General features: G+C 74.3%; 17 protein-coding genes. 10 read left to right on the top strand and 7 right to left on the bottom strand.

The annotated features are described in order from the left end of the window. The first annotated feature begins 56 nt into the window (after window positions 1-56). Window positions 57-1,556 (top strand): PLP-dependent aminotransferase family protein, encoded by a 1,500-nt coding sequence (locus tag ACFRIC_RS36830; protein WP_382795533.1) that lies wholly within the window; start codon window positions 57-59, stop codon window positions 1,554-1,556. 351 nt (window positions 1,557-1,907) lie between these two features. Here the strand turns inward: ACFRIC_RS36830 and ACFRIC_RS36825 are convergent, their stop codons facing one another. Together ACFRIC_RS36825 and ACFRIC_RS36820 are read right to left on the bottom strand one after the other, a co-directional pair. Continuing rightward, window positions 1,908-3,479 carry a hypothetical protein gene (locus tag ACFRIC_RS36825; RefSeq protein WP_382795530.1) on the bottom strand — a complete coding sequence of 524 codons (1,572 nt, stop codon included), beginning with the start codon at window positions 3,477-3,479 and terminating at the stop codon, window positions 1,908-1,910. Window positions 3,480-3,519: 40 nt separating this feature from the next. Then, entirely contained in the window at window positions 3,520-3,714 is a 195-nt protein-coding gene (locus ACFRIC_RS36820) for a hypothetical protein (protein ID WP_037621052.1), read from the bottom strand. A gap of 260 nt (window positions 3,715-3,974) precedes the next feature. Between ACFRIC_RS36820 and ACFRIC_RS36815 the strand changes: the two genes are divergently transcribed. The 5 genes from ACFRIC_RS36815 to ACFRIC_RS36795 all read left to right on the top strand — a co-directional run bounded on the left by ACFRIC_RS36815 (window position 3,975) and on the right by ACFRIC_RS36795 (window position 9,391). After that, window positions 3,975-4,367, top strand: a complete 393-nt coding sequence (locus tag ACFRIC_RS36815; protein WP_382795527.1) for an ankyrin repeat domain-containing protein — start codon at window positions 3,975-3,977, stop codon at window positions 4,365-4,367. A 300-nt stretch (window positions 4,368-4,667) separates the two neighbouring features. Next, the gene (locus tag ACFRIC_RS36810) at window positions 4,668-6,086 is read left to right on the top strand and encodes a HEAT repeat domain-containing protein (RefSeq protein WP_382795524.1); all 1,419 of its coding nucleotides are present in this window, start codon (window positions 4,668-4,670) and stop codon (window positions 6,084-6,086) included. Between the two features lie 139 nt (window positions 6,087-6,225). After that, the gene (locus tag ACFRIC_RS36805) at window positions 6,226-7,389 is read left to right on the top strand and encodes a glycosyltransferase family 4 protein (RefSeq protein WP_382795521.1); all 1,164 of its coding nucleotides are present in this window, start codon (window positions 6,226-6,228) and stop codon (window positions 7,387-7,389) included. Next, window positions 7,386-8,540 carry a glycosyltransferase gene (locus tag ACFRIC_RS36800; RefSeq protein ID WP_382795519.1) on the top strand — a complete coding sequence of 385 codons (1,155 nt, stop codon included), beginning with the start codon at window positions 7,386-7,388 and terminating at the stop codon, window positions 8,538-8,540. Before ACFRIC_RS36805 ends, ACFRIC_RS36800 begins: the two co-directional genes overlap by 4 nt. After that, a complete protein-coding gene (locus ACFRIC_RS36795; RefSeq protein ID WP_382795516.1) occupies window positions 8,537-9,391 on the top strand; it encodes an SGNH/GDSL hydrolase family protein in 855 nt (284 codons plus the stop codon). Before ACFRIC_RS36800 ends, ACFRIC_RS36795 begins: the two co-directional genes overlap by 4 nt. A gap of 48 nt (window positions 9,392-9,439) precedes the next feature. Here the strand turns inward: ACFRIC_RS36795 and ACFRIC_RS36790 are convergent, their stop codons facing one another. The 5 genes from ACFRIC_RS36790 to ACFRIC_RS36770 form a co-directional block, all read right to left on the bottom strand. Continuing rightward, window positions 9,440-10,309, bottom strand: a complete 870-nt coding sequence (locus ACFRIC_RS36790) for a biotin-dependent carboxyltransferase family protein (protein WP_382795513.1) — start codon at window positions 10,307-10,309, stop codon at window positions 9,440-9,442. Then, entirely contained in the window at window positions 10,306-10,923 is a 618-nt protein-coding gene (locus ACFRIC_RS36785) for an allophanate hydrolase subunit 1 (protein WP_382795706.1), read from the bottom strand. The genes ACFRIC_RS36790 and ACFRIC_RS36785 overlap by 4 nt, the downstream gene beginning before the upstream one ends. 65 nt (window positions 10,924-10,988) lie before the next feature. Further along, the gene (locus tag ACFRIC_RS36780; protein WP_382795510.1) at window positions 10,989-11,747 is read right to left on the bottom strand and encodes a LamB/YcsF family protein; all 759 of its coding nucleotides are present in this window, start codon (window positions 11,745-11,747) and stop codon (window positions 10,989-10,991) included. A gap of 29 nt (window positions 11,748-11,776) precedes the next feature. Further along, complete coding sequence (locus ACFRIC_RS36775; RefSeq protein WP_382795703.1) at window positions 11,777-12,610, bottom strand: putative hydro-lyase; 834 nt, start codon at window positions 12,608-12,610, stop codon at window positions 11,777-11,779. A 17-nt stretch (window positions 12,611-12,627) separates the two neighbouring features. Then, window positions 12,628-13,947: an MFS transporter gene (locus ACFRIC_RS36770; RefSeq protein ID WP_382795508.1), complete on the bottom strand. Its 1,320-nt coding sequence runs from the start codon at window positions 13,945-13,947 to the stop codon at window positions 12,628-12,630. Between the two features lie 181 nt (window positions 13,948-14,128). On the opposite strand from ACFRIC_RS36770, the gene ACFRIC_RS36765 reads away from it, so the two are divergent. The 4 genes from ACFRIC_RS36765 (at window position 14,129) to ACFRIC_RS36750 (ending at window position 22,363) form a co-directional block, all read left to right on the top strand. Then, on the top strand, window positions 14,129-14,833 hold the full coding sequence (locus tag ACFRIC_RS36765) for a GntR family transcriptional regulator (protein WP_382795506.1): 705 nt from the start codon (window positions 14,129-14,131) through the stop codon (window positions 14,831-14,833). A 343-nt stretch (window positions 14,834-15,176) separates the two neighbouring features. Further along, entirely contained in the window at window positions 15,177-16,694 is a 1,518-nt protein-coding gene (locus tag ACFRIC_RS36760; RefSeq protein WP_382795503.1) for a hypothetical protein, read from the top strand. An 88-nt stretch (window positions 16,695-16,782) separates the two neighbouring features. Further along, entirely contained in the window at window positions 16,783-17,661 is an 879-nt protein-coding gene (locus ACFRIC_RS36755; RefSeq protein WP_382795501.1) for a hypothetical protein, read from the top strand. Between the two features lie 67 nt (window positions 17,662-17,728). Continuing rightward, window positions 17,729-22,363 carry a hypothetical protein gene (locus ACFRIC_RS36750; protein ID WP_382795498.1) on the top strand — a complete coding sequence of 1,545 codons (4,635 nt, stop codon included), beginning with the start codon at window positions 17,729-17,731 and terminating at the stop codon, window positions 22,361-22,363. The last annotated feature ends 197 nt before the right edge of the window (window positions 22,364-22,560 follow it).

Raw genomic sequence — 22,560 nt, 5'->3', positions numbered from 1 at the left:
TGTGGCTTGAGAAGTGGCTTCAACCATGGCCAATTCGGGGAAGGTGGACTGGAATCATGGCGCAGTGGACTTCGGCGGTGGGGGCCGCGCAGCTCGCCCGGCTCCTCAACTCCCAGCAGGAGCGGCCCGCCGGCCCCGGGACCCGGCGTCCGCCCGCGTATCGCGCCCTCGCCGACGGTGTACGGCTGCTCGTGCTCGAAGGGCGGGTGCCGGTCGCCGCGCGGCTGCCCGCCGAACGCGAACTGGCGCTCGCCCTGTCCGTCAGCCGTACGACCGTCGCCGCGGCCTACGAGGCGCTGCGCGCCGAGGGCTTCCTGGAGTCGCGCCGCGGAGCCGGGAGCTGGACCGCGGTGCCCGCCGGGAACCCGCTGCCCGCGCGGGGGCTGGAACCGCTGCCTCCCGAGGCACTCGGCTCGATGATCGACCTCGGCTGCGCGGCCCTGCCCGCCCCGGAGCCGTGGCTGACCCGCGCCGTCCAGGGTGCCCTGGAGGAGCTGCCCCCGTACGCGCACACGCACGGCGACTATCCCGCGGGCCTCCCCGCGCTGCGCGCCATGCTCGCCGAGCGCTACACGGCGCGCGGCATCCCGACCATGCCCGAGCAGATCATGGTGACCACCGGGGCGATGGGCGCGATCGACGCGATCTGCCATCTCTTCGCGGGGCGCGGTGAACGGATCGCCGTCGAGTCCCCCTCCTACGCCAACATCCTCCAGTTGATGCGGGAGGCCGGCGCCCGGCTGGTGCCCGTCGCGATGGCCGAGGGGCTGGCCGGCTGGGACATGGACCGCTGGCGCCAGGTCCTGCGGGACGCGGCGCCCCGGCTCGCCTACGTCGTCGCCGACTTCCACAACCCCACCGGCGCGCTCGCCGACGAGGCCCAGCGGCGTGGGCTCGTGGACGCGGCGCGCTCGGCCGGCACCGTCCTCGTCGTCGACGAGACGATGAGCGAGCTGCATCTGGACGAGGGGCTGGAGATGCCGCGCCCCGTGTGCGGCTTCGACCCGGCCGGCTCGACCGTGATCACCGTCGGTTCGGCGAGCAAGGCCTTCTGGGCGGGCATGCGGATCGGCTGGGTGCGGGCCGCGCCCGACGTCATCCGCAGCCTGGTCGCCGCGCGCGCCTACGCCGACCTCGGCACGCCCGTGCTGGAACAGCTCGCCGTCAACTGGCTGCTGAGCACGGGGGGCTGGGAGGAGGCCGTCGGCATCCGGCGCGCGCAGGGCCGCGACAACCGCGACGCCCTCGTGGCGGCCGTCCGCAGGGAACTGCCCGGCTGGGAGTTCTCCGTGCCGCGCGGGGGCCTCACGCTCTGGGTGCGTACGGGCGGGCTGTCGGGCTCGCGGCTCGCCGAGGTCGGCGAGCGCGTGGGCGTGCGGGTGCCCTCGGGGCCCCGGTTCGGTGTCGACGGCGCCTTCGAGGGATACGTACGGCTCCCGTTCACCGTGGGCGGCGCGGTCGCCGACGAGGCGGCGGCGCGACTGGCCGCGGCCGCCCGCCTGGTGGAGACCGGCGCGACCGGGGGAGAGGACGGGCCCCGCACGTTCGTCGCGTGACACCGGCCCGGTCAGGTCCCGGCTCTTCGGTCGTACGCCGGACAGGTCCGGGCCCCGGGCCGGGACGCGCGGGTCGGCCCCGCACGCGTGACGCGCGCCGGCCCAGCGCGTTCTGCCTGCTGCCTGCTGCCTGCTGCCTGCTGCCTGCTGCCTGCTGCCTGCTGCCTGCTGCCTGCTGCCCGCTGCCCGGACGGCCTCCCAGGGTTCGCGGCAGCATGCCGCACGGGCCTGGAGGTCCGGGCGTGTGCGGCGGACGGTCCCGGGCGACGGTCGTTCAACGCCTGACGGGCCGGAGACCCAGCCTGGGTCTCCGGCCCGTCAGGTGACTGCTCGGGCCTCGTGGCGGTGCGTTCAGCCCTCCGCCACCGCGACTCCCGCGACTCCGGAGGGCAGTTGTTCCGCGGCGTCCGCGGGTGTCGTCCGCTCCGGCAGCAGGTCGAGCACCGCCTGCCGCTGCGCCTCGCTCGTGGCGTCGTCGTAGGGGTCCGGAGTGGCCGGGACCTGGAGACGCAGGACGGGGCCGGTGCCCAGGCGCGCGTAGCCGCGGCCGGGCGGGACGTCCCGGGTCGGGGTGGTGTGCGGGGGCGCCCCCAGGACCGCTTCCAGCTCGGCCGCCGAGGCGCTGCCGAGCACCACGCGCGCGCGGGTGTGCTGCCGTACCGCGTCACCGATGAAGTCGAGGTTCTCGAAGTGCTCGGCGATCACGACCGTGACGCCCGCGGCGCGGCCGTGCCGCAGCGGCGTCTGGAGCAGCGACTGGGGATCCTCGCGCCCGTCGGCCGCGGCCAGATGGCCGAGCGCGCTGGGCCGGTCCAGCAGGATCCACAGCGGGTTCCTGATGTCGTCGGGGGCGGGATGACCCGCCTGGCGGGCGCGGTTCGCGGCGATGAGCCGCCGCTCGGTCTCGTGCGCCGCCCATTCGAGGCTGGCGAGCGCCCCGCCCGTCGAGCACTCGACGGCCAGGACGCCCTCGCGCCCGGTCAGGCACGCGTACTCGCCGGTGCCGCCACCGTCGACGACGACGACATCGCCGTGCTGGAGGGCCTGCAGCGCGATGGAGCGCAGGAGGGTGGTCGTGCCGGCACCCGGTTCGCCCGTGATCAGCAGGTGCGGCTCGGTGGAGCGGGCCCCCGTACGCCAGACGACCGGCGGGACGTCGCGCCGCTCCTCGCCGTGGGTGAGGGGGAGCGTGCGCTGGACGTCGGCCGGATCGGTGAAGCCGAGGACGGTCTCGCCGGGCGCGGTGACGAAGCGCTGGGCGGCGATGTCGGTGGGCAGGGGCGCGAGGACCGTGACGGTGAGTTCGTTGCCCTCCTCGTCCCAGTCGAAGTGGTACTCGCGGCCGCGGCCCGACTTGGCGTGCAGGAGCTGCTCGATGCGGGCGCGGGAGTCGGCCTCGCCGTCCGTGAAGTACGCGGGGTAGTGGACGAGCAGACGGGAGATCCGTCCGTCGTCGTCGAAGTCGTACGAGGTGAAGGCCTTCTCCCAGTCGCCTCCGTGGGCGTACAGGGGAGCGGGGTCGTCTGCGGCGGAGAAGTACGGGACGAGCGCCTCGTAGAGGGACTGGAGACGTCCGAGCTGTGCCTCGTCCGGGCCGGTCGCGGGCGGTGGGGTGCGCTCGCGACCGGTCCAGGCTGCCGCCGCCATCAGGGTGATGACGGCGAGCAGCGGTCCGTACGGCACCAGGGCCACGATCAGGACCACCGAGGCCACCAGGAACAGCAGCGGTCCGCGCCGGTCCTTGGGGGTGGCGGCCCACTTGCGCCGTCCGGCGGCTGCCAGCCGGCGCAGTCCACGGGTGACCGTGATCAGTGGATGGAGGACATCGGTGGCGCTGTCGGCTGCCGTCCGGGCCAGCTCCCGGCTCTTGGCGATCTGTGCGGTGCCGTTGCTGAGGATGCGGGGGAGAGGGCGCCGAGCCACTGCTGTCTCCTGGAGGTGCGTACGAGGTGGGGGGACGTCGTCAGAACTTGATCCCGCCGAGGAGGCCGGCCAGGCTCTCCCCGCCGGCCTTGATGCTCGGCGCGATGGCCGTGCTGGCGAGGTAGAAGCCGAAGAGTGCGGCCACCAGGGCGTGCGACGCCTTCAGCCCGTCCTTCTTGAAGAAGAGGAAGACGATGATGCCGAGAAGGACGACGCCTGACATGGACAGAATCATTTGAGCTCTCCTGGATCGTGGGGACGGTCACCATGAGTTGTCCCAGGATCACAGCATGTATCCATACGATAAAAGGTGCAACAGGGTGAAAACTGGCTGATTTCACCCACGTGACGGAGCCGACTTGCGCCGCCTGAGCTGCCCTGTTGCGCCCGATGCGTACTTTGTGATCTTTGCCGCGGAGGATGCCTCTCATGTGCCCTCGGAGCCAGTACCCTGTCGATTCACCCGAACGGTTGCATGGAGAGGCGGTCCGGCCGATGAGCGAAGCCCCCGACCCCGAGGTCGTGGAGCTCGCGACCAAGATCTTCGATCTTGCGCGACGCGGCGAGACGGAGACGCTCGTGGCGTATGTCGACGCGGGCGTCCCGGCCGACCTCACCAACGACCGCGGCGACTCGCTCGTGATGCTCGCCGCCTACCACGGTCACGCCGACGCGGTCCGCGCCCTCCTGGAGCGGGGCGCCGAGGCCGACCGGGTGAACGACCGGGGCCAGACCCCTCTCGCCGGCGCCGTCTTCAAGGGCGAGGAGGCCGTCATCAGGGTCCTCCTGGCCGCCGGCGCCGATCCGGCCGCGGGTACCCCGTCGGCCGTCGACACGGCGCGCATGTTCGCCAAGACGGACCTGCTCGAATTGTTCGGCACGCCATGAATCGAACGCTCTGACCAGGCGAAACGCAGGAAAAAAGGGAGGCGGAACGGGGCCGCCGGAAATACGGTCGCGGCAGGAAGAACGGCCGGGTCATCATGGCGACGTGATTCACGGACGCGATGGCTGGGCAGGAGTTGCCGCACCGCGCGGGCCGTGACTCGGCCCGCATGGGCCACCGACGAGAGGCAGAGGAAGATGGTCTACAGCAAGCAAGAGACGGCGGGCGCCCCGACGTGTTGTCACGCGGCCAGGTAATGCAGGATCCCGGTTGCGTCGACGCTTGATGTGAGGCTGTTTCCCATGTTCGATCCGGTCATAGCGCCCAGCGGAACCCTGCTCGGCCTGCTTCAGAGGGGCCGCGGCGACGGCACGCTGCACGCGCTCACCGCACCGCGCGCCGAGGCGCTCGCGGCACTGAACCATTGCGTTCTCCGGGACCCCCGCCACGACTGGCAGGTGGAGAACCGCTCCCTGTACTACGCCCGTCTCTACCTCGACCTGAACGGTGAGCTCGACGAGATCGAGCGGCACCTGTTCGACGCCGAGGACGTCCTGGACGACTGCGAGTCACGCACGGGGCTCGCCCTCGCGGTCCTCGGCCACCTCGCCTCCTACGGCAGGCGCGACGCGCTCGCCCTGCTGCGCAGGTACGCCGCGGTCGGCTCCAACTGGAACTGGGCCCTGGACGAACTGGCCCTGCGCGACGACGACGCGGGCCTGCGCGCCCTCGCCGCCCCCGTGCTCGCCCGGTTCCCGGCCGATCCGGAGGGCGAGGCCGCCCTCGCCGCCGTCGTCCGCGACTCCTTCGAGCCACGCCCCTGGCGGCTGTGGGCCGAGGACTCCCGTACGTCCATCGCCACCCGGGTGCGCGCCGCCCAGGAGGCCGGGTCCTTCGACCGCTGGCAGCGCCAGATGCGGCCGACCGGACCCCGCCCCGGCTGGAGTGTCGGCGCCGTCTTCGAATGGGCCCAGCAGGGCGTCGAACGCGGAGCCGCGCTGCACGTCCCCGCCGCCCGCTGCCTGACCGCCGTCGCCGGACCCGAGGACCGCCCCGAGATCGTCGCGGCCGCTCGCCACGGGGTCGAGGGAGCGCGCTGCACAGCCCTGCGCTATCTCGCCGACGGCAATGATCCGGACGCCCTCGACCTGATCGAGGCGGCCGCGTCGGACGGTTCCACGGCCGTCGCCGAGGCCGCCGTGGACGCCTTCGAACGCATGCAGAGCGTCGCCGCCGTCGACCGGGCCCGCGGCTGGGCGCACCGGCCCGACGCCCTCGGCGCCGCCGCCGGCCGCGTGCTCGCCTGCCGGGGCGGAGCGCAGGACCGCGATCTCGTCCTGGCCGCCCTGCGCGAGGCGGTACGGGGCGAGGGCCCCGACGCGCCGACCCTGTGGACCCTCGTCGACGGCACCGGACGGCTCGGCATCGCCTGCGCCGCCCCCGTCCTGCGGCACATCTACCGGGAGACCACGTCGTCGCATCTGCGCCAGCGCGCCGCCCGCGCCCTGGCCGTCACCGATCCCTCCTTCCCCGCCGGCTTCGCCGTCGAGTGCCTCTGGGACTGCGAGGAGACCACCCGGGAGACCGCCGCACGGCACGCCGAGACCGGCGACGCGCGCGTGGTCGACCAGCTCCGCCGACTGGCGGCGGATCCGGCCGAGGAGGCCGAAGTCCAGACAGCCGTACGGAGCAGGATCGGGCCCGACATGCCGGCCGTATGAACGTTCGGTGACCCGGGAGTCAGGAGCGCGTGGACGGGGGCTGACCTGCCCGGGTGCGGAGCGCAACGCTCACGGGACGTTCATCGTTCGCATAGATCCACGTTGACGCGGCCACGTCCAGCGGGGCGAGAACACCCGTATGCGTGTCGTCATCGTGACCGAATCCTTTCCCCCCGATGTGAACGGCGTGGCCCACTGCGCGCTCCAGACCGCCCGGCACCTCGTCGATCGCGGTCACGCTCCCCTCGTCGTCGCTCCCGCCACCTCCCCCAAGTTCTCGGCCTCCCCCGACCAGGGAGGCGCCCCCACAGGGAACGGGCCCGACGCCCTCGCGCCGTGCCCGGTCGTCCGCGTCCCCTCCATCCCGCTCCCGGGCTATCCCCAGGTCCGCGTCGCCCTCCCCAGCCGACGCGTCGCCGCGGCCATCACCGAGCACCGCGCCGACATCGTCCACCTGGCCAGCCCCTTCATCCTCGGCGTCCGCGGCATGGCGGCCGCCTCCCGGCTCGGCATCCCCGCCGTGGCCGTCTACCAGACCGACCTCGCCGGATACGCCCGCACGTACATCAGCGCGGGTGAGGCCACCGCGTGGCGGCGCATCCGCTCCGTGCACGCCGCGGCCGACCGCACCCTCGCTCCCTCCAGCGCGGCCCTGCACGACCTGGAGGCGCACGGTGTGCCCCGGGTGCGGCTGTGGGCGCGCGGCGTCGACACGGTCCGCTTCCGCCCCGGTCACCGGGACGAGGCGCTCCGCCGCGAACTCGCGCCGAACGGCGAGGTGATCGTCGGCTACGTCGGCCGCCTCGCCCCCGAGAAGCAGATCGAACTGCTCTCCGGCGTCTGCGGCCTCGACGGCGTCCGCGTCGTCGTGGTGGGCGACGGACCCAGCGAGACCACGCTGCGCGGCGCGCTCCCCGGCGCCGTCTTCCTCGGCCGGCGCACCGGCGACGAACTCGCCCGGATCTTCGCCTCGCTGGACGTCTTCGCCCACACCGGCCCCTTCGAGACCTTCTGCCAGACCGTGCAGGAGGCCATGGCCAGCGGCGTGCCCGTCGTGGCGCCCGCCGCGGGCGGACCGCTCGACCTGGTCGACCACGGACGCACCGGACTGCTGGTGCCGCCCCGCGACGCCGACGCCGTACGGGACGCGGTGCGCACCCTGGCCGCCGACCCCGCGCTGCGGGCGGCCTACGGAGCCGCCGGCCACGCCATGGTCGAGGGCCGCACCTGGGCCGCGGTCGGCGACCAGCTCATCGGCCACTACGAGGACGTGCTCTCCGCGCGGAAGCTGGTGGCGGCATGAGTCTGCGCATCGTACGGCTCGCGAACTTCGTCGCCCCCTCCTCCGGCGGGCTGCGCACCGCCCTGCGGGAGCTGGGCGCCGGCTACCGGGCGGCCGGCCACGAACCGGTCCTCGTCATACCCGGTGAACGCGCGAGCGACCGCGACACCGAGCAGGGACGGGTGATCACCCTGCCCGGCCCGCTGCTGCCCGGCACCGGCGGCTACCGCGTCCTCACCGACAAGCGGCGCCTCGCCCGGCTCCTGGAGACGCTCGCCCCGGACCGCCTGGAGGTCTCGGACCGCACCACCCTGCGCTGGACCGGGGTCTGGGCACGACGGGCCCGGGTGCCCGCCGTGATGGTCTCCCACGAGACCGCCGACGGCGTCCTGCGCACCTGGGGACTGTCCGAGGCGATGGCCCGGCGCACCGCCGACGCCCTCAACGTCCGTACGGCGCACTCCTACGCGCGCGTGGTGTGCACCACCGAGTTCGCCGAGCGCGAGTTCGTGCGGATCGGCGCCCGCAACGTCGTACGAGCCCCCCTGGGCGTCGACCTGGTGGACCGGCATCCCGCCCTGCGCGACCCGGCCCTGCGCGCCCGTCACGCGCGCACCGACCAGGTGCTGCTCGTCATGTGCTCCCGCCTGTCCGTCGAGAAGCGCCCCGGCACGGCGCTCGACGCGCTGGAGGCACTGCTGCGGCGCGGCGAGCGGGCCGTCCTCGTCGTCGCCGGGGACGGCCCGCTCAGGGCCCGGCTCGAGCAGCGCGCCCGGGAGCGGAGGCTGCCGGTCACCTTCCTCGGGCACGTCGCCGACCGCGCCCTCCTCGGTTCGCTCCAGGCCTCGGCCGACGTGTGCCTGGCGCCGGGGCCGGCGGAGACCTTCGGGCTCGCCGCCCTGGAGGCCATGGCCTGCGGCACCCCCGTCGTCGCCAGCGCGCTCTCCGCGCTGCCGGAGATCGTCGGCTCCGCCGGGGCCACCGCCGCCGACAGCGGGGACTCCTTCGCGGACGCCGTCGGGCTGCTGCTCGGCCGCGCCGAGGACGAGCGCAGGCAGGCGGCACGCGCGCGTGCCGAGTGCTTCGGCTGGGACGCCGCCGTGACGGGATTCCTCGCCGCGCACGACACCGTGGCCGTGAACCGGCCGCGTCTCCAGGAGGGCGTGGCATGAGACCGGTGCGGTTCGTCGCCCTCGGGGACTCCCTCACGGAAGGGGTGGGCGACCCCGTCGGGGACCGCTGGCGCGGATGGGCCGAACTGCTCGCTCCGGGGCTCGCGCCCGCGGACGCGCCCGTGCGGTTCACCAACCTCGCGGTCAGCGGCGCGCAGACACGCGACGTCCTCGAACGGCAGACCCCGGCGGCGCTCGCCCTGGAGCCCGACATCGTCTCCGTCGTGATCGGCGTCAACGACACCCTGCGGTACACGTTCGACATCCGCTCGGTGGCCGAACGGCTCGACACCGTGTACGCCGCGTTCCGCGCGCGGGACGCCGTCGTGCTGACGGCCTGCCTCCCGGACCCCGGCTCGATGCTGGGGCTGCCGGGAGCGCTGGCCCGCCCGCTGGCCCGGCGTCAGCGCGCGGTCAACGCCGTGGTGCACGCGCTCTCCGAGCGGCACGGGGCGACGCATCTGCACGCGGCCGAGGAGGACTGGCTCGAGGACCGTGCCGTGTGGAGCGCCGACCGGCTGCACCCGGGGGAGCTGGGACACCGTCAACTGGCCCTGCGCTTCCACGCGCTGCTCGCCGAGCAAGGCGTCGCCGACGGGACCACCCCGTCGGCCGAGGCCGAGTTCCCCGCGCCGACCCGCACCGCGAGCCTTCTGTGGCTGGCCACGGCCGGCACGGGCTGGGTGGCCAGGCGCTGCACGGACCTGCTGCCCCAGTTGCTCACCCTCGCCGCGTCCGAGGTGCGCCACCGGGCCCGGGGCACCAGCGCGCGGCTCGACCTGAGCGCCGCGCACGCCGTCGCCTCGGCCCTGGCGGCCCTGTCGGTCGCGGAACAGCCGGACGTGGCCTGACGAGCGGGTCCCGCGTCGCCCTCGGCGTCGATCCCTCGTCCGCGGCCCTCATCTGCGGCGTACGGCCAGGAAACGCACCGGGGTTCCCGGTACCGCCTGGGCCGCCGCCGGAAGGTCGGCGGGACGGACGACCGCGATCACCGGGTACCCCCCGGTGGTCGGATGGTCGGCGAGGAAGACGACCGGACGGCCGTCGGGCGGCACCTGCACGGCACCCAGCACCATGCCCTCACTGGGGAGTTCGCCGGGGACGGCCCGCTCCAGTGAGGGCCCTTCCGTGCGCAGACCGATGCGGTTGCTCGCCGAGGAGACCCGGTAGAGGCGCGTCGTGAGCGTCCGCAGGGCCGCCGCGGTGAACCAGTCGTCGCGTGGGCCGAGGGTCACGCTCAGCACCAGCTCGGCGGGCGGGGCGCGGTGCGGGACGACGTCCACCCGCGCGTGGAGAGGGCCCGGACTCCCCAGGGGAAGCACCGTGCCGTCCGTCAGCCGTGGCGGGCCGAGCCCCGAGAGGAGGTCGGTCGAGCGGCTGCCGAGCACCGGATCGACCGCCACTCCGCCGGACACGGCCACATAGCTCCGTAGCCCCGCGCGCGCGGAACCGATGTCCAGGAGAGCCCCCGCGGGCACCCGGACCGGAGCCCCCCAGGCGGCCGGACGGCCGTCCACGCGCACCGCGCAGGGCGCTCCCGTCACGGCCACCGTGACCGTCGAACGGGGGCGCAGGGCACAGCCGTCGACCGTCGTCTCCAGCACGGCCGCCCCGGCGGGGTTGGCGACGAGCCGGTTGGCCAGCGCCGCCGCGGGCGCGTCGAGCGCTCCCGAGCGCGGTACGCCGAGATGGGCGTGCCCGGGCCGCCCCTGGTCCTGGACGGTGGTCAGGGCACCTGCCCGCACCACCGCGAGGGCCCGGTCGCTCATGAACACCTCTCCGGTACGAAGCGCACCCGCGCGCCGGGTGCCAGCAGCGCGGCCGGCACGCGCGCGTGGTCCCACAGCGTCGCGTCCGTCGTGCCGATCAACTGCCAGCCGCCCGGCGAACTGCGCGGGTACACGCCGGTGTACGGGCCCGCCAGCGCCACCGAGCCCGCGGGCACCGCCGTGCGCGGGGTCGCCCGGCGCGGCACGTCGTACCGCCCCGGCAGTCCCGTGAGGTAGCCGAAGCCGGGCGCGAACCCGCAGAAGGCGACCCGGAACTCGGCCGCGGCGTGGATCTGCGGCACCTCGCGGACCCCCACCCCCCAGTGGGCCGCCACGTCCGCCAGGTCGGGACCGTCGTACCGTACGGGGATCTCGACGGCGTCGTCCGCGCGCGTGGTCAGCGGGGGGATCTCCCAGCCGGGCAGCAGGTCCGCGAGCCGGCCGGGGTCGTCCAGGCCGTCCAGGAGCACCGTGCGGGCCGCCGGGACGATCTCCCGCGCGGACAGCGAGCCCTCGGCCCGGCGCCGCACCAGCTCGGCGTGCAGCGCCTGGGCGGCCTCCCCCGAGGAGACCTCCACCAGCAGCGCCCGCTCGCCGACGGACAGGACCTTCACACCGCTCCCTTCCCCGTGGTCGCCGGCCGGCACCGGGGCCGTGCCGCCGTCCGCGGCCGGGCCGCTCACGCGAACGCCTCCACGCGCACGCCGGAGGACTCCAGCCGCGCCCGTACCCGGCGGGCCAGGTCGACCGCCCCCGGCGTGTCCCCGTGCAGGCACAGGGAGCGCGCCCGGACCGGAACGCGCTCCCCGGACCGGGTGGCGACCGTCGCGGAGAGCGCCAGGCCGAGGGAGCGTTCGACCACGGCCTCGGCCTCCGTGATCACCGCGCCCTCCTCGGTACGCGGCACCAGGGTGCCCTCCTCGGTGTACGCGCGGTCCGCGAACGCCTCGGGGACGACGGGCAGTCCGGCCCCCTCGGCGATCTTCAGGAAGCGCGAGGACGGCAGGCCCAGTACCGGCAGACCCGCGCCCGCGAGCAGGACACCGTCGACGACCGCCGCCGCCTGCTCCTCGTCGTGCACGACCCGGTTGTAAAGCGCGCCGTGCGGCTTCACGTACGCCACCCGTGAGCCCGCCGCGCGCGCGAAGACCTCCAGGGCGCCGATCTGATAGGCCACTTCGGCCGCCAGCTCGTCGGGCGGCACGTCCATCGACCGCCGCCCGAACCCCGCCAGGTCGCGGTAGGAGACCTGGGCACCGATCCGTACGCCCCGCTCGGCCGCCAGCTCGCACACCCGCCGCATGGTGACCGGGTCCCCGGCGTGGAAGCCGCAGGCCACGTTGGCGCTGGTCACGACGGACAGCAGCCGTTCGTCGTCGGTCAGCCGCCAGCGGCCGAAGCCCTCGCCGAGATCGGCGTTGAGATCGATGGGGTTCATGGGCTGCCGTTCCTCCTCCTCCGGCCCGTTCAGGCCACTCGGTACTGCTCGTCACGCGTGTCGGTGATGAACATCCGGCCGGGCGCGTGGGTGATCGCGAACGGCGGACGGGACGCCATCACGGCCGCCTGGGGCGTCACTCCGCAGGCCCAGAACACCGGGATGTCGTCCGGGGCCGCGATCACCGGATCGCCGAAGTCCGGACGCGAGAGGTCCTCGATGCCGAGCCCCGACGGATCGCCGCAGTGCACCGGACTGCCGTGCACGGCCGGCAGCAGACTGCTCTCCCGGATCGCCGTGCTCAGGTGCTCGGGAGGCACGGGACGCATCGACACGACCATGGGTCCGTGCAGCCGGCCCGCCGGACGGCACTGACGCGCCGTCACGTACATGGAGACGTTGCGGCCCTGCTCGATGTGGCGCAGCGGGACGCCCGCGGAGCTCAGCGCCCACTCGAAGGTGAAGCTGCAACCGATCAGGAACGACACCAGGTCGGGCCGCCAGTGGTCCACGACGTCGGTGGGTTCGGCCACCAACTCGCCGTGTTCCCACACCCGGTAGCCGGGCAGATCGGTACGCAGGTCCGCGCCCGCGGCCAGCACCGTGGTCCAGGAACCGGCGTCGGTGACGTCGAGGACCGGGCACGGCTTCGGGTTGCGCTGGCAGAACAGCAGCATCTCGTACGCCCAGTCGGCGGGCACCGACACGAGGTTGGCCTGGGCGTGGCCCGCGGCGATCCCGGCCGTGGGGACCGACAGTCCCGAACGGAACCGCCGACGGGCCCTTTCGGGGGTCCACGCGCGCGCGTGGCCCGAGGTCTTCAGCGGGCTCGGTGAGCCGTCGCCCGGACGGGCGGCCGGCAGGACCTCGACGGTGTCGTTCACAGGAGCTCCTTGCCGCGCGTCTCGGGGAGTCCGGTCAGGGCGAGGGCGGCGAGGGCGTAACCGATCGCGCCGAAGACCAGCGCTCCGCCCACGCCCCAACTGTCGGCCAGGAAACCGACCGTGGTGGGGAAGGCCGCCCCGACGGCACGCCCGGTGTTGTACGCGAAGCCCTGACCCGTGCCGCGCACCGCCACCGGGTACAGCTCGCTGAGGAACGAGCCGAAGCCGCTGAAGATCGCCGACATGCAGAAGCCGAGAGGGAAACCGAGCACCAGGAGAAGGGTGTTGGCGCCGCTCGGGATGTTCGCGTAGGCGAGGATGCAGGCCGCGGAGAGGACCGCGAAGAGCAGGATGTTGCGCTTGCGGCCCAGTCTGTCGGTGAGGAGACCGCCGGTGAGATAGCCGAGGAAGGCCCCGGTGATCAGGAGCGTCAGATACCCGCCGGTGCCGACGACGGACAGCCCGCGCTCCGTCTTGAGATAGGTGGGCACCCAGGTGGCCAGCGTGTAGTAGCCGCCCTGGACGCCGGTGGAGAGCAGGACCGCGAAGAAGGTGGTGCGCAGCAGCCCCGGGGTCTCGGCCGTGCCCGGCCGGAAGATCGCCGTGAACGATCCCCTGTCCGTGCTCTTCTCGCGGGCCGCGGCGGCCTCGGGGGCGTCCCGTACCTGGCGCCTGACCCAGACCACGAGCAGCGCGGGCAGCGCGCCGGTCCAGAACATCACGCGCCAGGCGAGGTCGTCGTCGAGGTACTGGAAGACCAGCGTGTAGACGAGCACCGCCAGGCCCCAGCCGACGGCCCAGGCGCTCTGGACCGCGCCGAGCGTGCGCCCCCGGTGCCGGGGGCTCGCGTACTCGGCGACCAGGACGGCGCCGACCGCCCACTCGCCGCCGAAACCGAGGCCCTGGAGGGCGCGGAACACCAGCAGCGTCTCGTAGTTGGGCGCGAAACCGCAGGCCACGGTGAACACCGCGTAGGTGATCACCGTGATCATCAGCGCCTTGACGCGTCCGATCCGGTCGGCGACGACGCCCGCGACCGCGCCGCCGACCGCGGACACGACCAGCGTGACCGTGGTGAACAGCCCGGTCTGGCCGCTGTCGAGACCGAAGTAGGCCGCCAGCGCGACCATGCTCAGCGGCAGGGTGAAGTAGTCGTACGAGTCGAGGCCGTAGCCGCCGAACGCGCCGCCGAACGCGCGCCGGCCCCGCGGGCCGAGGGCGCGCAGCCAGCCGAACGCGCCTTCCTCGGAGCCGGGTTCACCCGTGACGGATGACGCTTCGGGGTTCAGGGCCTGGGGTGGAGGGGTCGTGCTCATGGGCACCTCGCAATGAGGGACGGAGAGTGCATGAGGACTGAGCCGGGCCGTGCGGAAGCCTTCGGGCGCTGGGCAGTTCGCGGTGACGCGGAGAGCGCCTGCCCGACAAGGTAGAGGATCGTTGAACGATCCCTCAATACCCGTGTTGTCTCGTTCTTCGGTCTGCGGTTGAATTCCGGGCATGGCAGAGCTGACGGAACTGGCCGACGATCGCGCCCTGTTGGGCCGCACCAGCACCGCCGAGCGGGTCTCGGACATCCTCAGGAGCCGGATCGCCGAGGGCTTCTTCCCGCCCGGGACGCGACTGTCGGAGGACAGCATCGGCGGCGCCCTCGGGGTCTCCCGCAACACGCTGCGCGAGGCGTTCCGGCTGCTCACGCACGAGCGGCTGCTGGTGCACGAACTCAACCGGGGGGTCTTCGTCCGGGTGCTCACCGTCGACGACGTCGAGGACATCTACCGCACCCGGTCCCTCGTCGAGTGCGCCGTGGTCCGCGGGCTCGGCAGTCCGCCCTACGCCGTGGAGGGGATCGCCAGGGCCGTCTCCGACGGGCAGCGGGCGGCGCGCGAAGGTGACTGGAAAGGAGTGTCGACCGCCAACATCCACTTCCACCGCGAACTGGTCGCGCTCGCCGGCAGCGCCCGTACGGACGAGGTGATGCGCAGCGTCTTCGCGGAGCTGCGTCTGGCGTTCCACGTCGTGGACGACCCCCAGCGGCTCCACGAGCCCTACCTCGCGCGCAACCACGAGATCCTGCGCACCCTGCGGGCGGGCGACCGGGACGCCGCGGAGCGGCTCCTCGCGGTCTACCTCGACGACTCGCTCAGCGGCCTCGTCGAGGTGTACGCGCGCCGGGTGGCCGACGGGGGAGAGGGCACGGGCTGACGCCCTCGCGCGGCGCGTGTGCCGGGCGGGCCGGCGTGTGGCGTCGGCCACGTGGGGCCGGGCCGGTGCCAGGGGCTCGGACATGGACGGCGGCGTCCCCGCGCGGGGCTGTGTCCGGTCGTGGCGTCGGCGGGCCGGCGGGCCGGCGGGCCGGCGGGCCGGCGGGCCGGCGGGATGAGCCTCCGGTCGTGCCCCTGGCGGGTGCGAGGTGAGCGCGTCGTGACTGTCCGCGTGTCCGGCCGTGCCCACCGCGACCGGGGCGGCCGTTCGTGGTCCGGTGGGGGTCGCGGTCGCTTCTGCGCCGTTTCGACCGTTGTCGGACCGAGGACCTAGTCTGTGCACCGTGACTTCGCCTGCATCGACGGACAGCGTTCCGCCCCAGTTCAGCGCGGGGCCGCGCCCGGCGCCGGGCCCGGCCGCCGACGAGGGCCTGGCGCGGCGGCTGCGCGCGCTCGCGTGCACGGCACCGCTGCACGACCTGGACGTGCGCAAGGCGAACCTCGCGGGTGAGTACACGGTGTACGGCATGGCCGAGGTCGCCCTCGCGGCCATCGATCTCGTCACACTGAACATGGACTTCGACACGGGAGCCGACCACGACCAGATAGTGGCCCGGCTCATCCCGCGCATCGCCGCCCAGGCCCCCGGCCGGCCGGTCGCCGAGCACGAGCGCGTGGCCCGCTGGGTCCTGGAGAACCTGATCAACGTCGGCAGCGTCGACCGGGGCTTCCGGGCCGTGTACGGCACCTTCGCACCCGACGGCAGCTATGTCCGCCGCGACTACGACTTCAAGCTGATCGAGGAAGTGCCGGGCTACGGGGGAGGCGTCTACCTCCGTACGACCGACGAAGCGGTCAACGTCCTCGTCGGCGCCCTCGACACGGATGTCACCAGCGCGCAGATCGCCGCCGAGGTCAAGCTGGAGGTGCTGATCAGCCGCGGCCGGCTGGCCGACGCGCAGCTCGCCGCCGAGCAGGCCCGCTACCGCACCGTGCAGTACGCGGAAACGCTGCGCAAGGCGCTCGACGCCACCCGGCGCAACGTCCGGGCCGTCGACTGGCTCCAGGCCGTGCCCGACATGATCGCCGAGGCCCTGGACCACGTGGCCGACCGGTACCGCCACGAGAACGCGATCCTCACCAACATCCGCAAGGCCCGCGACGAGTCCGAGGACCCCGAGCAGAAGCGGCGCGCGGCCGAACTCGTCGACATAGTCAAGGACTGCATCCGCCGGCACACCCAGCTCCAGTCCCGCCTCCTCGAAGCCGGCCCGCTGTTCCGCGCCGAGCAGGACCGGCAGGCCTTCGGTACCCCCATGACGACCTCGGGGATCGACCTGTACGGCCACCTCGTCGCGCCGGTGCTGCCCCTGCCCGTGGAGCGGGCGCTGCGCGTCACCGACGCCTTCTTCAAGCGCGGGACGGGCCTGCGGACCCCCGTCGCCGTCCGGGTCGCGGACCTCGTCGACATCCTGCTGACGCCGCCGCTGGAGCGCGAGCACCTCGGCGCGGAGATGCCCGAGCCGGACCTGATCGCCACACCGGACGACAGCCGCTTCAGCGAGGAGCAGCTCGCCTCCGCCAAGGAACTGCTGAACCTGCCGCCGGACGCGCCGCGCAGACTGTCCGGGCTGCTCGCGGAGGCCCGCAGCAGCGACCCCGAGCTGCCCTACCTGGTGGCCCTCCTGGCCGTGCATGCCGCGAGTCCGCCGGTCGGCACCGCCTACCGCCAGGGCGAGGAGCGCCTCCTGTTCGCCGTGGACGACGGGACCGAGCTGGACGACCCGGAATTCGGCGGTGCCGATCTGATCGTCGGCATGGCCCTGCTCGACGCGGCCGGGATGAAGGCGGACCGGGCATGAACCGTCCGCCGCGAGAGCGCCCGCACCGCGGGACGCCCGTCCGTCTCCCCGCACGTACCCTCGTCTTTTCGAACAAGGAGTCCCAGCCGTGACCGAGCACGTCGAGTGGAGTGAACCGGAGGCCACCGCCGCACCGGCGAACGCCCCCGTCACCCCTGCCGACGCCGCCGACGCGGCGCGGCTCGTCGCCTTTGGGCTGCAGCCCAAACTGCAGCCCGCGCGCGACCAGGAGTACACCGAGCTGCTGCGCCGCTACCGCGAGGACCCGCCCTTCGCGCGGCTCGCCGACGCGGTGGCCGCCGGCCTCGGCCTGATCGTCCTCGAGGTGTCCCCACGCGCGGGGATGGCGGTGACCGCCGCCGAGGACTCGGTCTTCGCCGTCCGCATGGGCGACTACGCCCGCCGCGCCTCGACCGACTCCGGCGACCGGTTCCTGCACGGACTCGCCCACCTCGCCGTGGCCGCGCTGGCCTTCCCGCGCCCCGAGGACCTCGCCGACGACGGCTACATCGGGCGGGTCTCCGTCAACGGCGTCGACGCGTTCGTACGACAGGCCTGCCGCCGCCTGGACGAGCGGGCCGAGGAGACCGGCGAGAACACCGACCCGGCGACCGACGCCCCCGGACTCGAGGCCGCCTGGCGGATCTGGGCACGGCGCAGCTCCACCGGGGCCACCAAGGACGCGCGAAGACTGGCCGGCTCCACGACGGGCATCATCGCCAAGGCCGTCGCCTTCCTCACCGACTCCGGGTTCCTCCAGCGCACGGGGGACGACGCCGGCGGGACGTACCGGACGACGGCCCGCTATCAGCTCCAGGTCCGCGACATGGCGGGCAGCGCCGCCATGGCCGAACTGCTGGAGCTGGGCATCGTCCCGGTGACGGACGGCACCGCGAGCCTGCTGCCCGCCGAGGACACCGACGACCTGGAGCTCGTGGCCGGAGCCGGACTTCCGTTCCACTCCTGACGTCCGCCCGCCCTCCCCGGCTCCCCCTCACGACCTCACCCCCTTTCGACTACGAGAGTCCGCCGCCATGTACGAGCTGTCCCGGGTCCGCCTCTACTCCATCGGGCCCGCCGGTGCGCGTTACGCCGACACCGTGCTGGACCTGCGCGGGGTCGGCGAGCCCGTGCCCGACCCGGCGCCCACCCAGGCGGAGTTCTTCGAGGAGGAGCCGGTCGGCCCGCCGCGCCGGCCCGCGCCCGCCGGAGTGCTCTTCCTGGAGAACGGCGGCGGCAAGTCGGTACTGCTCAAGCTGATCTTCTCGGTCATGCTGCCCGGACACCGCAACACCCTGGGCGGCGCCAGCTCCGGCGTGCTGCGCAAGTTCCTGCTCGCCGACGACTGCGGACACGTCGCGCTGGAGTGGCAGCACACGCTGACCGGCGAGTGCGTGGTGGTCGGCAAGGCGAGCGAGTGGCGCGGGCGGCAGGTCTCCAACGACCCCCGCAAGTTCGCCGAGGCCTGGTACTCGTTCCGGCCGGGACCCGGGCTCAGCCTGGACAACCTGCCCGTCGCCGAGGCCACTTCGGTACGGCCGCCCGTCGAGGGCGTCTCCGGGGCGCAGGGGCGGCGGCGCACCATGAAGGGCTTCCGCGACGCGATCACCGAGGCCGGCAAGGCCTACCCGCACCTGGAGGTGCACTGGGAGGAGATCCACGACCGCTGGAACGAACACCTCGGCGACCTGGGCCTCGACCCCGAACTCTTCCGCTACCAGCGGGAGATGAACGCCGACGAGGGCGAGGCCGCCGGCCTCTTCGCGGTCAAGAAGGACTCCGACTTCACCGATCTGCTGCTGCGCGCGGTCACCGACACCCGCGACACCGACGGGCTCGCCGACCTCGTCGGGGGCTTCGGCAACAAGCTGGGACGACGCGCCGAACTCATCGCCGAGCGCGACTTCACCGCCGGCTCGGTGGATCTGCTCGGCCGGATCGTCGAGGCCGCCGGGGCACGGGCCCGCGCGCGCGACATCCACACGGGCGCCGAGCGGCGGACGCGGACCCTGGCCCGCCGGCTGTCCGCCCGGGCCGTACGGGAACGGGTGCGGGCCGGTGAGCTCGCCCAGCGCGTGACCGCCGCCGCCTACGCCGTCACGCACGCCGAGGGCGCCCGCGAGCGCAGCGCCCTGATCGCCGCCGAACTCGCCTACCGCCACGCCTCACTGGCCCTCGCCGGGGCCGAGAAGTCGGCCGCCGCGCAGAAGCGCGAGCTCGCCGAGGCCCGCACCCTGCACGCCGCATGGCAGGCCGCCGAGGCCGTACTGCGCCACCGCGCCGCGGCCGACCGCTCCACCCGCGTCGCCGACGCCATCCGCGAGGCCGAACGGGACGCCGCGCCCGCGCTCGCGGCCCGCGCCACCGCCGCCGTCGACCTCGTCCGCGCGCTGCACCGGGCCGCCGAGCGCGCCGAGTCGCTGGCCAACGAGGAGGAGGAGCGGTCCGCGGGTCTCCAGGAGGCCGGGGAGACCGCGCACGCCGACTCGACGGCCGCCGCCACCGCCGCGCAGCGCGCCCGCAGCGAGATCGGACATCTGCGTCAGCGGCTGGCCGAGGTCGAACAGGAGACCGCCGAGGCGGTCCGGGCCGGCTGGCTCGACGACAGCGCCCCCGACGCCGACCCGGCCCGCGCCGCCCTCGCCGCCAGCGACGCGGAGAAGACGGCCGTCGCCGCCTGGGACACCGCGCGCGAGGCCTCACGGCGCGCCGCCGACCAGGCGCGGGAAGCCGCTTCCGCCGAGTCCAGGGCCGAGCTGACGGCCGCCCGCGCGGCGGACGCGGCCACGGCCGCCGAGCGGTCGTACGAAGGCGAGCGGCGCACGGCCGATGCCCTCGCACGGGAGGAACGGCTCGCGGAGCTGCTCAGCCTGCCGGGCTCCGACACCCGCCGAGGCGTTCCCCAGCCGCGCCGCGACGAGGACGCCGACGTTCCGGCCGACGCGCCGTCCGGCGCACCGCTCGCCCCGGAAGAGCTCGACCGGTACGCGGACGACCTCCGCGGACTTCTCGACGACACCGTCGCCTCCGCCGAGCGGCAGCTCTTCGACCTGCGCACCGCGGCCGCCGACGACGCCCGCATCCTCGGGGCGCTCGGCGACGGCGGCCTCCTGCCGCCCGGACCGGACGTGCTGGCCGCCGTCGAATACCTCGGCGAGCACGGCATCCCCGCGCTCCCCGGGTGGCGCTACCTCGCCCAGGCCGTCGACCCCGTCGACCACGCCCGCGTCCTGGCCGCCCGGCCCGAACTCGTCGACGGTGTGATCATCACCGACCCCGACACCCACGCGCGGGCCCGCGAGGTCCTCGGCGAGGCGGCTCTGCTGCCCCGCTCGACGGTGGCCGTCGGCACCGCCGCCGCCCTGCTCGCCCCCACCCCGGCCGCCGGCACGGACGACGGCGGGGTCTTCCTCGTCCCCCCGAACCCGGCCATGCACGACGAGCACGCCGCCGACGAGGAGCGCCAGGCACTGCGCGCCCGGACCGGTCAGCGGGACGAGGAGATCCGCGCCCTCGCCGCCCGTCTCGGCAAGGACCGGGAGCTGGCCGCGCGCCTCGCCTCCTGGCGCACCGGCTGCCCGGCCGGACGGCTCACCGAGCTGGCCACGGCCGCCCACGAGGCGCGCGCGTTCGCCGAGGAGGCAGAGGCCGAGCTCGCCGAGGCCCGCGCCGTCCGCGCGGAGGCCGACGAGACGGCGGCCGAGGCGGCCCACGTCCGCGACGAGCGGCAGGAGGCCGCCCAGAAGGCCCGGCGTGCCGCCGACGCGCTCGCCGGACTCGCCTTCCGGCTCCGCGAACGCGCCGGATGGCAGGTCAACCTCCGCGAACTCGCCGACGAGGCGGCCGAGTCGGAAGCCCGCGCCCAGGTGTGCCTGGAGCGCGCCCGCGCCGCCGACGAGGACCGCCGCGCCGCCCAGCGTGCCGCCGACGACGCCCGCCGCACGGCCCGCGCGCTGCGCGCCGAACGCGCGGAGATCGCCGGCGCCCCCGACGACGTGACCCATGACGGGTCGGCGGCCGCCAAGGACTCGCTGCCCGCGCTGCGCGAGGCCTACCGTGCCGCGTCGCAGCTCTACGAAAAGGTCGGCGTCGGCGCCGACCTGCGCGCCGAGCAGGCACGGGCCGAGAGCGACGAGAGCGCGGCCCTCGCCGAGCTGGACCGGCTCAGCAACAAGGTCCGCACGCGCGCCGCCCAGCTCCTGGAGTCGCCGGACGGCTCGGACGGCCCCTCCCGGCAGGCCGCCGCGGCACGGGCCGAGGAACTGGTGCAGCTCCTGGAGACCCGGATGTCGACCGCGAGCGAACAGCTCGGGCGGCTGCGCGGCGAGGCGGAGCGGCACGCGCCCGAGGAGGGCGAGACGCACACCGAACTGGCGGAGGAGCTGGTTCCGGTCGACGCCGAACAGGCCCAGACCCTGCTCCGCACCGCCACGACCGAACTCGCCTCCCGCACCGAGGCGTTGAACCGCGCCCGCGAGGCACACGCGGAGTTCCTCGACGCCCACCGGTCCGCCGAGGACGCGGCAGGCGGCTTCGACGAGACCGCCGCGCTCCTCCGCGACCTCCTGCGCGAGCACGTCGACGAGGAGCAGGACGAGCCCGAGCCCTACCCGGGCACCCTCGAAGAGGCGCGGAACTCCGCCACCGAGAGCCGCCGTTCACTGCGCGGCTGCGCCGCCGACCTGACCACGGCCGAGGCCACCGTCCGCGAGGCGAGCGACATCCTCGTGCGCCACGCGAACTCCACGCGCTACGAGCAGGTGCGCACCCCCGCCCGGCAGCAGATCCGCGAGCTGCCGGCCTCCTCCCTGCCCGAGCACGCGCAGAAGTGGGCGGACGCGTTCGCGCCCCGGCTGCGTGTGCTGACCGACGAACTGGCGCAGTTGGAGCGCAACCGGGACTCGATCGTGGACCGGCTGCGCGGACTCGTCGAGTCCTCCCTCGCCACGCTGCGTTCCGCCCAGCGGCTGTCCAGGCTGCCGGAGGGACTGGGGGAGTGGTCCGGACAGGAATTCCTCCGCATCCGCTTCGAGGAACCCGACCAGGCCACCCTCACCGAGCGGCTCGGCGAGGTGGTGGACGAGGCCACCCGCGCGGCGGTCAAGAAGAACTCCGACATGCGGCGCGACGGCATGTCGCTGCTCTTGCGCGGCGTCAGCGCCGCGCTCCAGCCCAAGGGCGTCGCCGTCGAGATCCTCAAGCCGGACGCCGTCCTGCGTGCCGAACGCGTGCCCGTCGGACAGATGGGCGACGTGTTCTCCGGCGGTCAGCTCCTCACGGCCGCCATCGCCCTGTACTGCACGATGGCCGCGCTGCGCAGCAACGACCGCGGCCGTGACAAGCACCGTCACGCCGGCACCCTGTTCCTCGACAACCCCATCGGGCGCGCCAACGCGACGTATCTGCTGGAGCTCCAGCGGGCCGTCTCGGACGCGCTCGGCGTCCAACTCCTCTACACCACCGGCCTGTTCGACACGACCGCGCTCGCCGAGTTCCCGCTCGTCATCCGTCTGCGCAATGACGCCGACCTTCGCGCCGGGCTGAAGTACATCAGCGTCGAGGAGCACCTGCGGCCGGGTCTGCCGCGCGAGGCCGCCGCAGGGGAGGCCGTGCACACCGAGATCACGGCGACACGGATGTTCAAGCGCCCGGCGCCGGCGACCCCGTAGCGACAGGGCCGCGAAGGCCCGCAGTCCGGTCCCGACCTCGTAGTGCCAGAGCCGAAGGCCGGCAGCCCACCCCGGCCCGGCAGCTCACCCCGGTCCGTCGGCCGACCGGCCGGGGTGAGCAGGCTGTCGGCTCGTCCGCCGGCCGAGGCCGGAGGGGCAGCCGCTCCGCGGTCGGACCGAGGCCCGGAGCGGCTGCC

Origin of the sequence: Streptomyces sp. NPDC056738, from assembly GCF_042790435.1 — a bacterium.
Lineage (GTDB): Bacteria > Actinomycetota > Actinomycetes > Streptomycetales > Streptomycetaceae > Streptomyces.
Note: the sequence above shows the minus strand (reverse complement) of the source record. Positions and strands in the feature narration are given on the sequence as shown.

Bases quoted from the DNA above. Each gene is read 5' to 3' on its own strand.
- ACFRIC_RS36765 (WP_382795506.1), top strand. From the start codon at position 14,129: ATGGCAGAGCTGACGGAACTGGCCGACGATCGCGCCCTGTTGGGCCGC.
- ACFRIC_RS36750 (WP_382795498.1), top strand. From the start codon at position 17,729: ATGTACGAGCTGTCCCGGGTCCGCCTCTACTCCATCGGGCCCGCCGGT.
- ACFRIC_RS36815 (WP_382795527.1), top strand. From the start codon at position 3,975: ATGAGCGAAGCCCCCGACCCCGAGGTCGTGGAGCTCGCGACCAAGATC.
- ACFRIC_RS36790 (WP_382795513.1), bottom strand. From the start codon at position 10,309: ATGAGCGACCGGGCCCTCGCGGTGGTGCGGGCAGGTGCCCTGACCACC.
- ACFRIC_RS36800 (WP_382795519.1), top strand. From the start codon at position 7,386: ATGAGTCTGCGCATCGTACGGCTCGCGAACTTCGTCGCCCCCTCCTCC.
- ACFRIC_RS36820 (WP_037621052.1), bottom strand. From the start codon at position 3,714: ATGATTCTGTCCATGTCAGGCGTCGTCCTTCTCGGCATCATCGTCTTC.
- ACFRIC_RS36780 (WP_382795510.1), bottom strand. From the start codon at position 11,747: ATGAACCCCATCGATCTCAACGCCGATCTCGGCGAGGGCTTCGGCCGC.
- ACFRIC_RS36810 (WP_382795524.1), top strand. From the start codon at position 4,668: ATGTTCGATCCGGTCATAGCGCCCAGCGGAACCCTGCTCGGCCTGCTT.
- ACFRIC_RS36770 (WP_382795508.1), bottom strand. From the start codon at position 13,947: ATGAGCACGACCCCTCCACCCCAGGCCCTGAACCCCGAAGCGTCATCC.
- ACFRIC_RS36795 (WP_382795516.1), top strand. From the start codon at position 8,537: ATGAGACCGGTGCGGTTCGTCGCCCTCGGGGACTCCCTCACGGAAGGG.
- ACFRIC_RS36805 (WP_382795521.1), top strand. From the start codon at position 6,226: ATGCGTGTCGTCATCGTGACCGAATCCTTTCCCCCCGATGTGAACGGC.
- ACFRIC_RS36830 (WP_382795533.1), top strand. From the start codon at position 57: ATGGCGCAGTGGACTTCGGCGGTGGGGGCCGCGCAGCTCGCCCGGCTC.